This window comes from Mucilaginibacter sp. UR6-11, assembly GCF_020880695.1.
Taxonomy (GTDB): domain Bacteria; phylum Bacteroidota; class Bacteroidia; order Sphingobacteriales; family Sphingobacteriaceae; genus Mucilaginibacter.
On record NZ_JAJIWO010000001.1, the window covers coordinates 863,258 to 875,236 of the forward strand.

At 46.3% G+C, this 11,979-nt stretch carries 10 protein-coding genes and 1 riboswitch; of the genes, 3 read left to right on the forward strand and 7 right to left on the reverse strand.

Annotated features, from left to right (window positions below; all coding sequences use genetic code 11):
- Nucleotides 1-100: 100 nt before the first annotated feature.
- The 3 genes from LJ658_RS04045 to LJ658_RS04055 form a co-directional block, all read right to left on the reverse strand.
- Entirely contained in the window at nt 101-2,188 is a 2,088-nt protein-coding gene (locus tag LJ658_RS04045) for a hypothetical protein (protein ID WP_230545181.1), read from the reverse strand.
- Between the two features lie 179 nt (nt 2,189-2,367).
- Nucleotides 2,368-3,111, reverse strand: a complete 744-nt coding sequence (fabG, locus tag LJ658_RS04050; protein ID WP_230545182.1) for a 3-oxoacyl-[acyl-carrier-protein] reductase — start codon at nt 3,109-3,111, stop codon at nt 2,368-2,370.
- A 175-nt stretch (nt 3,112-3,286) separates the two neighbouring features.
- The gene (locus LJ658_RS04055) at nt 3,287-4,468 is read right to left on the reverse strand and encodes a glycoside hydrolase family 99-like domain-containing protein (RefSeq protein WP_230545183.1); all 1,182 of its coding nucleotides are present in this window, start codon (nt 4,466-4,468) and stop codon (nt 3,287-3,289) included.
- A 153-nt stretch (nt 4,469-4,621) separates the two neighbouring features.
- Here LJ658_RS04055 and LJ658_RS04060 point away from each other — a divergent pair, with 153 nt between their 5' ends.
- Nucleotides 4,622-5,047, forward strand: coding sequence for a DUF4488 domain-containing protein (locus LJ658_RS04060; RefSeq protein WP_230545184.1), 426 nt, complete (start codon nt 4,622-4,624; stop codon nt 5,045-5,047).
- A 68-nt stretch (nt 5,048-5,115) separates the two neighbouring features.
- Here LJ658_RS04060 and LJ658_RS04065 read toward each other — a convergent pair whose 3' ends face one another.
- Nucleotides 5,116-6,378 carry an AhpC/TSA family protein gene (locus LJ658_RS04065; RefSeq protein ID WP_230545185.1) on the reverse strand — a complete coding sequence of 421 codons (1,263 nt, stop codon included), beginning with the start codon at nt 6,376-6,378 and terminating at the stop codon, nt 5,116-5,118.
- A gap of 488 nt (nt 6,379-6,866) precedes the next feature.
- On the opposite strand from LJ658_RS04065, the gene LJ658_RS04070 reads away from it, so the two are divergent.
- Nucleotides 6,867-7,310, forward strand: a complete 444-nt coding sequence (locus tag LJ658_RS04070) for a hypothetical protein (RefSeq protein WP_230545186.1) — start codon at nt 6,867-6,869, stop codon at nt 7,308-7,310.
- Nucleotides 7,311-7,497: 187 nt separating this feature from the next.
- On the opposite strand, the gene LJ658_RS04075 is transcribed toward LJ658_RS04070, so the two are convergent.
- Nucleotides 7,498-8,760, reverse strand: coding sequence for an AAA family ATPase (locus tag LJ658_RS04075; protein ID WP_230545187.1), 1,263 nt, complete (start codon nt 8,758-8,760; stop codon nt 7,498-7,500).
- Nucleotides 8,761-8,989: 229 nt separating this feature from the next.
- On the opposite strand from LJ658_RS04075, the gene LJ658_RS04080 reads away from it, so the two are divergent.
- A complete protein-coding gene (locus tag LJ658_RS04080; protein WP_230545188.1) occupies nt 8,990-9,940 on the forward strand; it encodes a sugar phosphate isomerase/epimerase in 951 nt (316 codons plus the stop codon).
- Here LJ658_RS04080 and LJ658_RS04085 read toward each other — a convergent pair.
- Together LJ658_RS04085 and LJ658_RS04090 are read right to left on the reverse strand one after the other, a co-directional pair.
- Nucleotides 9,937-10,893 carry a glycoside hydrolase family 43 protein gene (locus LJ658_RS04085; RefSeq protein WP_230545189.1) on the reverse strand — a complete coding sequence of 319 codons (957 nt, stop codon included), beginning with the start codon at nt 10,891-10,893 and terminating at the stop codon, nt 9,937-9,939. The two genes, LJ658_RS04080 and LJ658_RS04085, sit on opposite strands and share 4 nt — an antisense overlap.
- 69 nt (nt 10,894-10,962) lie before the next feature.
- Complete coding sequence (locus LJ658_RS04090) at nt 10,963-11,574, reverse strand: RDD family protein (protein ID WP_230545190.1); 612 nt, start codon at nt 11,572-11,574, stop codon at nt 10,963-10,965.
- Between the two features lie 78 nt (nt 11,575-11,652).
- A riboswitch (cobalamin riboswitch) is annotated at nt 11,653-11,858 on the forward strand.
- The last annotated feature ends 121 nt before the right edge of the window (nt 11,859-11,979 follow it).

Consider the following 11,979-nt stretch of genomic DNA (forward strand, 5'->3'; position numbering starts at 1 on the left):
TGAATAGTTTTAATTGGTATTTAAAATTACCCCTATCCATTTGAAAATTAAAATTAAAACTATGCAATCGATGCCGTAAACCAAAGGCGCTGTTAAAGGTTTAAATCTCCCCCTCGCGCTTTCGTAAAAACCATTCCACGCTTAACAAAGCGACGATCAGCACGAAGATCCATTTTACATCGATCATATCGCTGTAATGCTTGTCTTCATAAACCAGGGTTTTGATGTTTTCGTTCTTGCGGATCAGATCGGCAAGGCGGCTGATCTGCGATGGCTGCAGCATTTCGCCGCCGCTTTGCCTGGCCAGGTTTCTTAATAACTGGTGGTTAGCCGCGCTCTGCCTGATCTCGAGGTTGAGCGGCTTAACCGTTAGCTGCCCGCCGGCGTTAAACAGGCGGTTGCCCAGTTTGGTGGTGGCGGTATAGGTATACGCACCTACAGGCAAAGCGCCTGCATCCAGTTGATAGCTTTGGCCGTTGCGTGTGGCCAAAAAGCTGTAATTTTTACCGTCGGCATTTTTAAGTTCGACTTTTACATCGGGCGTATTAACCAGTTCAAGGGCTTCGTTGTATAACTCGGCGTTCAGCAATACATTCTCCCCTTCATCAAATATATTTTTTGACGGATAGGCCCTGAACCGCTGCCGGTTGCCATTGGCGGTGAGGTATTGCACACTTTGGCTAAACAACTCTTCCATCGCATGATGATTGCCGTAGTTTTGATATTCGGCTAACTGCCAGCGCCATAAACCCTCTCCGGTTAATATAGCCAGGCGCCGGCCGCCGTCATCACCAAATAACAACAGCGGATAGCTTGTGGCCACCGAGCCGATCTTTTGTTTAAACAGCACACCATTGTTTACCGATGAAGTATAACTGCCAAACGGCGCCTGTAAAGGCGGCATACCGCTTATTTTTTGCAGGGTAGAATCAGACAGGGTAAACGATGTAAACCCCGACGCAGGTTGTGCAAACACTTCCTGCATTTCTAACCTTGAGGCACTGATCTTTATCAGTTTTTGCGCCGCATTGAAACCGGAAGCATCTGCCTGCGCACCCAGCATATACCATAGCGGCGTTTTGCTTCCGGCAATCAGCTCCTTTAACGTGCCAAATGTACCCGGCGATGGCTGGTGAACGATCACCAGGCTATAATCACCCAGTTTTAAAGTGCCGGCATCCGATAGCAGGCTTGTCTTTAATTCATAATTTTTATTAGCCTCAATGGCTTGTTTTATCACGTTAATATCAGGGTGTGCGGCATCATACACCAGCAGTATTTTTTGTTTGGCATCCAGCACCTCCACATAAATGGTCTCCACATTGTTTTGGGTGGACAGCTCATTTTTAACGGGCCTTATACCGATATTGAACTTATGGATGCCTTTTTTATCAGCATTTAGCTTAATGGTAACTACTTTTTTAAACGCGTCATTGGTAACCGGGATGAGCTGCGCGCTTACCTGCCGCCCGTCTTCCGTAACCGTCAGGTACATGGTTTCGCCTTTGCTCTGGTAGGCCTGGGCCAGCACTTCAATTTCAAAGTCGTTGCCTAAAAAAGCGGTTTTATTATAGTTTACATTACCGATCAGCAAATCGCGCCTGGCAACAGTATCGCCAAGAGCGATGGTGTAAATACTACTTTTGAAGTTACGGGCCTCATACTGCGGGTCAGCACCCTGGTTATACAGGCCATCGGTAGCCAAAACTACGGCGCCAATGTTTTGGTTAGCAAACCGGTCATTTAACTGGCGCAGCGCGGCGGCTATATTGGTTTGCCTGCCGTTAAGTGTTTGGGACAGACCGGCAGACAACTCATGGCCAAAATTAAACTCCTGCACCTCGTAGCCATCGCCCAGCTGTTGTTTAAGCTTGCCCAGGTCGGTAACAAATTGGGCAGGGTTAAATCCAGCCGGATGAAAAGTATTGATAGATGCCGAGTTATCCTGGGCGACCAGTATCAACGGCTTTTGGGGCTGATAACTGGTAGACCGTACCAGCGGCGACACCAGCAACAACGCAATCAAAAACACCGCCAGCGTACGAAAAGCTGCTAACGCGTACCTGAATTTATCGGCCAGGTTGAGCGGCCGCCGGTACATTACCCAGGCATACAGCAAACCCAGCAGCAGGCAAACCGGCGCCCACCATCCCGAAACACTTCCCCAGGTTATTGAAAATAGCAGCATTTTTCAAGTTGAACGTTGTACGTAACACGTTTTACGTTATTGTGCAAAATGCAAAAATATTGCGAATGTTTGGTGTAATAATGTTGGTAATTAACGGCAAAGCGCTTACAAAAGAAAAAATAGCTGCATAAAAAAAGAGCATAACAAATATGCTCTTTTAAATATGTTTTGGCAACTAACTACAACATTCCGCCATCAACCGGGATAACCTGCCCGGTGATATAAGTCGCCAGGTCTGACGCCAAGAATACGCAGGCGTTAGCCACGTCTTCGGTTTCGCCGGCACGTTTAAGGGGGATAGATTGTGCCCAGCCTTCAACTACTTTAGGGTCAAGCACCTCCGTCATCTCGGTACGGATAAAGCCCGGCGCTATAACGTTGGTACGGATATTACGTGAGCCTAATTCTTTCGCTATTGATTTGGAGAAACCGATGATACCCGCTTTTGAAGCGGCATAGTTTGACTGGCCGGCGTTACCGTCAACCCCAACAACCGAGCTCATGTTAATAAATACGCCATCGCGGTTCTTCATCATAATTTTTGATGCCGCTTTGGTAATATTGAATACAGATTTCAGGTTAACCTCTAAAACGTCGTCCCATTGTTCTTCGGTCATGCGCATCAGCAAACCATCTTTGGTAATACCGGCGTTGTTAACTACAATATGCAGGGTGCCAAAATCGGCTATGATATCATTGATCAGTTTATCAGCCTGGTCAAATTTTGAAGCGTCAGACTGGTAGCCTTTAATTTGGGTGCCAAAACTTTTCAGTTCCTGCTCCAGGGCCAATCCTTTTTCAACAGACGATAAATAAGTAAAAGCCACATTAGCGCCGTGCTCGGCAAACTTTTCGGCAATTTTGCGTCCAATTCCTTTTGACGCTCCGGTTATTAACGCGGTTTTTCCTTCTAATAATTTCATAAACTTTTAAACAATCCGTTTCGGGCAGCGAAGATAAGGATTTAGGATGAAAAGTTGATGAAAGCATAACAAGCAGTTAATCAATTGTATTCTATGCGATAGGCAAGAATTTACAAACCAAGTAATCGCCGTTCTATAAATCTTCCCTATCGCTCAAAATAACAAAGGAGTCGGTTTATTTATGATCTACAAACACCTTCTTCACCGCTTCCAGATAACCGTAGCCATTAACGTTATCCGGCTCCAGGTAGCTGGTTTCGGTCCACTCGTTCCAGCTGTTGATGGTGATGAGCGGGGCCTGTTTGGGGTGCGCGTCAACATAGTCCTTAGCCATTTGCAGGCCTTTGGCAAAATTGTCGGGCGTGTTGTTACGCATTACCGGGCTCTGGCCGGTGCGCGGGCTGTTATCCCAGCCAATGCTGACATGCGGGTAATAGGTCAGCTCAAAATCTTTGTCAATGCGCGCCCATTCTTTTTTTACTTTTTCAAGGATGTTCAAATAGTCGTCGGCCGGGTTCATAAAATGTACAAACTGGTAATGCGTGGCGCTGGTAAAGCCCAGTTTTTTCACAAAGTCGTTCTCGGGGTTTTTAGATTTGCTGCCATCAACACCGCTGTAATTGGTGTTTTGCGACCACATTGTCAACTGCAGTTCGAGCCCCGGGAAACCGGCCCGTTTGGTTTCTTCTTTAAACCATTTTAGCGCGGCTACTGTGTTTTCAACACCGCCCAGCCCGGCAATCAGCTGCGGCACGTCATAGATCATAAATACCGGCTTGCCGTCAATCTTATAATATTGCGGCAGCTTAAAGTATTTCTCGATGTTACGTTTGCAGATCTTTTCAAACTCCTCGCGGCTTACTTTGCCGGTCCAGATCACGTTGTTCTCGTTATATTTATTCAGGCGGGTATCCCAAAGGTTCAATACATCATGGTTGGCCCACATCAGGTAAAACTTCATTTTATTAACGTTAGCGGCTTTCAGAAAACCGTTATCAAGCGTTGTTTCCATAAACGGGCGGCCGTCATACCAGTACCAGTCGAAAATAAAAACATTAACCCCATGATTGGTGGCTTCGTTAATTTCCATGTTCATAATGGCCGGGTCGGCTTCATTAACCGGGCCCCAGGCGGGTTTACGGTTCCAGTAATGGCCGGGGAAACGTTGCTGCATGGTGGTAACGGTTTCCCACTCGCCATTGCCCGCGGGCCAGAACGGGCGCAAACGCGGGTCGTCATTGGCGTAGGCCGGGTATAAAAACGCGGCCACATCATATTTTTTTGCAATAGTTTGCTGATTTTTTTGGGCGATGGCGCCGGGGCCGATCATACAGCTGCAAATTGCTATAACAAGCATTAAGGTTTTATTTCTCATCATCATAATTGGTGTGCCGTCCTGGGTTTGCCGGATTAACAAACAAACATATATTTTTTATGGTTGAGCACTATCCTTTACTGTCTGAAAAATTAACAAATACTTTTTATATTTGAGTTAACCAATAACCTAACCATGAAATCAATCTTAAAAATCGCGACAGCATTACTGGCCCTGCAATTACTGGCCATAACCACATTTGCCCAAACCGGAAACAAAACATTTACGGGCATCTGGGAACTGGCCCAATCGGGCCCTACCGGATCGGCGCTCCAAAATGCGGGTCCCGGATATTTAAAGATCTTTAATGCCGACAGCACCTTTGCCAACGTACAGATTAGAAACACGGGAGCGATAATTTCGCACAGCGGAAAATACACGGTTGATGACGCTCAGAATTACACAGAAACCGCTTCATACCGGATACCTGAAATGGGCGGAGGCCCTTTAGGCAACGCCTTTAAGTTGAAGTATAAATTTAGCGAAGATGCCAAAATGATTCAGATCAGTTATGTACTTGAAAACGGAATAGCCGCTACGGAGATTTGGCGCAAGTTGTAGCCGGGGCAAATCAAAAAAGCGGGAACTTGCGCGATTGTTTTGAAAGGAATTTCAAAATGTAGCGCTAACTACCGGCTATCAGTTTTTAACAACGGCTGCAGGATCTTATCTGTTTCAGTAAGGCCTGTCTGTGCCTCCCAGGTTTGGTTCGCTATTTTTCCCTGCCGGTTGATAATAAAAAAACGGGGCGTACCAATACCTACGTTATAAGTGAAACCTGCCTGGCTAAAAAAGCCACCGGGTGTCCATACATCCGCCCACGGCATGTTTGTTTTTTTTACCCAGGCCTTCCAAGTGGTATAAGAGCCGTCAATAGATACCGTATAAATTTCAAGCCCCTGGTCATGATACTTTTTGTAAAGCGGCAAAAGCAAATCACGGTCATAAAAACTGCTAAAGCAGTCGGTCGACCAGAATTCAAGGATCACCACCTTACCCTTATAAGAAGCCAGCGGCAAAATGTTGGCAGCCGTATCTTTCAGTAAAATATTTTCAAACTTATCGCCTACGTGCAGGTTGCGATGATAGGTGACAAAATCGCCGGCCAATTGCCCGTAAAAAGATTGCCTGTTGGCCAATGTCAATGAATTAAAGGCACGTTTTATATCCCGGTAAGCTGAAGTAGCATGATCCGAATTATAATAGGTCAGGAAATAACTGCTAACCGGCGAATCGGGGTGAGCAACGGCAAACTGCAATCTCTTTTTATCAAGCAGCCGGATTGCCTTTTGTAAGCGCCGTTCAATAACCGGGTAATTGTTAAGTAAATAGGGTCGCGAATCATTTGCAATCATCTCGTTAAAGTCTGCCGGTGTTGCCTTGTGCGTCTTGTTTACCGAGTTGTAATATTTCCTGACAAAAATCCACAGCTTCGGATCGGAATAATCGCAGATCAGCTCCCCCGGATGCGATAAGGTATCGATCAATCGCAGCAGGCTGGCATTGCCGGCATAAAACCCATCTTCTTCTTTTTGCGCCGTGCTGCCCGCGCTAACTATCGGGTTAAGAAACTCCTTCGAATCTGTTACCGGGTCCGCGTAAAAATCATCCGCTTTGGCATCAATCAGTACATCTTTCCCTTCAACCCAAAAAAAACGTATCAATTGCGGATTGATTCGCAATCCATATTTTTTATTAACGGGATGATTGATCTTTAAAGAAAAAAGCCCGTCGGTTGTTGCAGCGCTGTCCAACACTTCGCCCAAGTCTATATCCTCCAGGTAGATCTTTTCACCGGGCGACATCCCTGCAATTTTTCCCGAAACTTTTATCTGCGCAAACGCAGCACCATAACCTAAAAACAACAGGAAAAATGACAGGATTATTTTCATTATTTATATACGGATAAGGTGGCTTAAATATAAAAATAAATCACCACTTTTCCACCGGCGCCGACGCCGGAAATTTGTTTTGAAGGAATTTCAGGATCTGGTGCAGACCACCGGCAGATTTGTTAAATAATTGTTATTTTAGTGATACCAATAAGATCAAACCTGCCTGACCCTTGAAAACAAAACACTACATCAACCTGCTGGCGATTATGTAAACAGCAGTAGTTATAAATACACTTACACCTATAGCACGCTTGAATAATAGCAGGGGTGATTATAATTATAGGATTTAGGAAAGTAGTCGCAGACTACGGGCATAGTAGTCCGAAGTTATAAACTTCGGACAGCGGGTGGTTTTTACATATTGATAATATAAAATCGGAAACCATACCTGACGATACACATACCGTCTGCTTTAATATGGTGGCTAATCTTGTACAGTTAGTGTTAATATGTGCATAAATAGTTTAGTGTTGCATCTGTCATTAATGCATATCTTTATATTGATTTTTAAATCTTTAAAGGAAGTGAGGGTGAATATGTACAGCAAATACGCAAAAGAACAGTATACTGAAAGATTATTAAAAAATGCATGGACGAGTATTAACCATCCATTAGACAATTATTCTTTCGAATCCAATTGCTCTGGTTGGTTGATAAATGAAAGATATAACGAAATCCGGCCTGTTACATACAAAATAAATAATGTTGGTAATAGAGTTTCAATGAAAGAAACTCTATTAGCTGCAAAGCCAACCCTATATCTAATTGAAGAGATAATACCCGCTTCTGAGGCAAAAAAAATACCAGAGTTTGCTCATATTGACTTTGGTGGTGTTGATGACGTAATGTTAGCCATTATCCAAAATTTTGATGGACGGGAGTTCCCAGTTATCTTTTTGGGACATCGTAAAATAACACACTTGAATTAAGCTTTGGTAAGCGCTGAAGGTACTGCAAAGATTGAATCATAATTAATCTTCTCTTCTTGGTTAGCGTTGTAATTAATTACCCGAAATTCATTACGTGTTAAAGGTGGATAAGGTTATAATATTTTACTATTATACACAAATAGATTCTAATTATCCAAATTTCATTTAGGTAACGCATTGACAGTACTCACTCCCCCACCAACTGCACCACCACCCTGTTCACGGCCGTTAAACTCATGCTTAATTTCCTGCTGATCTGCCGCTGGCTCAGTCCCTGCGCGTGTAGCCGGGTTATTTGATCGATCATTAGCTGGCGCTGCTGATGGTTGTAGGTCCGCAGGTGGTCGGGCTCCAGGCCGTAGCCGATAAACTCATAGCTGATAAAATTTGCCGGGCGGGTAATGCGCCATAAGATCACATTGTCGGCACCATAAATTTCACGGGTATTGCGCTGCTTTACCTGTTTTAAATAGCGGATACCTTTTTGGGTATGGCTCTCGCCGATGGCAAAGGCGCTGTCGGCAAAGTTGATGAGCATTTTACTTCCCTGCAGATCGTCGCGGGTGATGGGTTTTGACGGGTTGCGTTTGGGCGTATGCGCCAGTACCAAAACCGACAGGTTATGTTTGGCTTTCAGCGCCTTCAGGTTTTTCATCAGTGCCAGCGCCTGCGAGGTATGTTCGGTACCCTCGCGCAGGCAGGTAATGTTATCAATAATCACCACGGTGGCCTTGGTTCTTTCGATGGCATATTCAATGGCGGCGCTCATATAGTCATCATAACTATCAAAGCTGAAATGCATCTCGGCATTAGGGTTGAACCCGGCGCGGAAAAACTGGTCAGAAAAATCAAACACCACATCCTGGTAAGTATAGCGCGACTGGAACTGCTTGCCCGACATCTCGAAATCAAGATACAGCACCTTAAGCGGCGCGTCGGTCTCCACGCCAAACGGGCCGATCGGCTCGCGCCGTGCCAGCGCGTTGCCTATTTGCACGGCGAATATGGATTTGCCCACGTTGGTATCGGCAAACATAATACAAAGCTCGCCCTGGTACCAGAGTTCGCCGCATAACTGCCCTGCCGGCGGGGTTATCTTTTCCTGCTGCAGCCATTGCTTGCCGGTATGGATCTCGAACAGGTTTTTAGCCGGATCGCGCTCGGGCACCTGGCCGCCCTTGCCCGCCTTTTCGGCGCGCCGGTTATATTCCTGCTGATTGTTGCGGATCATTTCAATAAAAAGGGGGCGTTCTGCGGTGTGGTACATGGTGTTGGGTTTTAATGGGTTTGTTAATTGCAATGGCCGGGACTCACCCCCGGCTACGCTGCGCTGGTCGACCCACTCTTCCGCAAGCGGGAAAGAGGTTGGTTTACTGCCGTCGCGCACGAAGTGCCGCGGGGTGAGTAACCGCGCGCCGGGTACATTACAAATTTCCGCAATCCCCCTCAATAAAATGGTGACACTGTTTTGTCAGTGTTCCGAAGTGTTCCGCTTCGTTCCGGGGTGTTCCGAAGTGTTCCGGGGTGTTCCGAAGTGTTCCGGGGTGTTCCGCTCACGCAAAGTGGAACACCTGCTTTATTTCATCCCGACAGGTTTATACAGGTAACAATATCACTACGGTAAATACCTGTCGTTATTAATTTTATTAATTTGGCATCAACCAATTATACAAAGCATCATGGAAACAAGTCACTTATCCCGTCGCGGGTTTATTGGCAGCAGCGCGGTTGCCGCAGCCGGAATGTTAATGTTGTCAAAGAGCTCATTTGCCCGTTCGGTTTTTGGCGGGGCCGATAAACCAAATTCGGTTGTCGGTGGTGTGCTGATTGGGGTAACTACCTACTCGTACGGCCACATGAAAAATGTCAGCGCCGAGGATATGCTGCAATATTGTTTACAGGATAACATCAGCGGTGTTGAACTGCGCGGCGATGCTGCCGAGCTAACCGCAGGCGCACCTAAACGCGCTGCAGGGCAGTCAGGGGCCGACTTTGCCAAAATAATGGCCGACTGGCGCGCCAACGTATCAATGGACCAGTTTAAAGCCATCCGCAAGCTGTATAATGACGCCGGTGTAAACATTTACGCTTACAAACCGGTGGTTTTTGGCACCAACAACACCGATGCCGAAATTGAGTACGCCTTTAATGCCGCCAAAGCACTGGGCGCCACACACTGCAATTGCGAAATGCCCGAACATAATGATGCCCAAACCCAACGCATCGGCGACCTGGCTGCCAAACATAAAATGCGCGTTGGCTACCATGCCCACACCCAGGCTACGCCTACCTTATGGGATACGGCTATGGCACAATCGGCCTATAACTGCATTAATCTGGACATTGGCCATTACATTGCAGGCAATAACACCAACACCCTTGAGTTTATTGAAAAAAACCACGCCCGTATAACCAGCATGCACATCAAGGACCGTAAAGTAAACAACGGCCCTAATACTGAGTTTGGCTTAGGCGATACACCAATAAAAGATGTATTACTGCTGATGAAGAAGAAAAAATACAAGTTCCCGGCCACTATCGAGCTGGAATACAAAGTACCAGCCGACTCCACCGACGTAAAAGAGGTTGCCAAATGCCGCGCGTATATGGCGGCGATACTAAGCGCCTAATCTTTATCGATAGTTAAAAAGCGGAAACTATTCTTATCAGCCACCAGCGCTGCGGGTTTATCTTTGGTAAAGGCCAGTTTGATAATGGCGGTTTTGCGGCTTTGCACCCTGGTATTGCTGTTATGGGTATGCAATACGTAATACATTTGCCCGCCCCTGCCAATAAATATATCGCCATGGCCGGTGCCGTTAAACCCCACCAAATGCCGGTCGATGATCGGGTTGGTCGGGCTCTTGGTCCACGGCCCCATGGGCGAGGTTGAAGTGGCATAACCTATGGCGTAATCGATATTCTGATAATCATTGCTTGAGTAAAGCAGGTAGTACAAGCCATTGTGTTTGATAACCGTCGGCCCCTCGCAAACGGGCCAGCGGCTGTTAGCGGTGTTTTCCCAGGGCAGGCTGGAGTTAACACACTCTTTGGCAGCGGCAGTGTCAATATCCGACAGGTCATCTTTCAAAGGCGCCACAAAGATCCGGTTACCTTTCTGCAGCCGAACGAAATACAGGTACAGTTTGCCATCACTATCTTTAAAAATAAATGGATCGATCTGGTGAACCGGGCCTGATATGGCCTTAATCGTTTTCTGTTTAAACGGCCCGAGCGGACTATCGCTTTCGGCAATGGCCAAATCTTCATTAGCGGCGTAAGCCAGGTAGTACTTCCCCTTATTTTTAAAAACCTGCGGCGCCCAGAACTTGGCGGTACCGTAGCTGTCACCCTTTAACAAAGCGTGGCCGTCTGCGCCCTTCCCTGCTGGCCCGTGCCAATTCACCAGGTCGGACGATTGATAAACCGGGAAACCTTTGGGGCTGCCGGTTCCGTACAGGTAATATTGACCGCCACCGTAAAATATGGTTGGGTCGGCCAATAACAGGGTGTCTTTAGAGGTTGACTGCGCATTGGCAGTTACGGCGGCAAATAATGCGCAGAGCAGGTACAGGTATTTCATTGGTTTATAATTTAGGCTAAGATAAAATTTATGGATCTACTTTGTGCCCCGGCTATCGTAAAGAATTGGTTATAATCGGTCTTTTACTACTAATGTACCCGCTACCACATCATGCAGGCATTGCTGCTGCTTGTTAAAAAAACAGTACAGGTAGCCTATACCCAACGTAAGCACCGATAATACTTTGGCGAAATTCCGGCCGGCGGCATGGTTTACCGAGATCCTGTCGCCCTGCATATCACAAACTCTTATCTTTAATATTTGCTTGCCGTAGGCACCCTGCTTCGCCGAGCTTTCCATCACGATATGATAAATCAGGTTTACAATAGGTATAATAACCAACAAGCTCAATGCTACCGCTATCAGCGCAATCTTATTACTCAGGAATATGGTTACGATGAAGGCCAGGACTGAACAAACCGTCGACACCAAAAACCAATCGATTACCGCGGCGGTGGCCCGCTGGTCAAAACTGCCGAAGTACTGTAGCAAAGCCTGTTTTTGAAAGCCGAAAAGCTGGCGCAGTTCGGCAACTTCGTGGGCCTCTTTGTAGTCGTCCATGGCATCGGTCTTTACAAAATCGCCGGGTTTTATCCCGAGTTCCCTGAGCTCATCTAGGCTGTAGGGGCCCTCGGGTTTGCCATTTATTACCAGGATATATTTGTGTGTTGGCGATACCATGTTGCTCTAAAATTAAGATTAATCTTTCATTACGATGGTGATTGTTTTAATCTTACTTATATTTGCCTCAAGTTCTTTACTTTATTTCAACAGATAGGTTCGCGGTTATGATGACCGCGATTAAAAAGGAACCGTGTGTGAATCACGGGCTGTCGCGCAACTGTATGTAACACACCAAGGTTGATGCCTTAACTCCAAAATATGTCCATTATTCGCTAACGCGGATGAGAAGGACGGCACCAACGTTACAAGCCAGGATACTTGCCATTTGTTTAAGACAATGCTTTCGCGTTATGAAGCAGTAGTCAGAGCACATGAAGGAATTTATAGGGGCGTTGTATGCCCGTATATTTTGCTGCGCGTGTCTTTTATTACCATTCCCACGAAAGCATACCGAAAACCGTA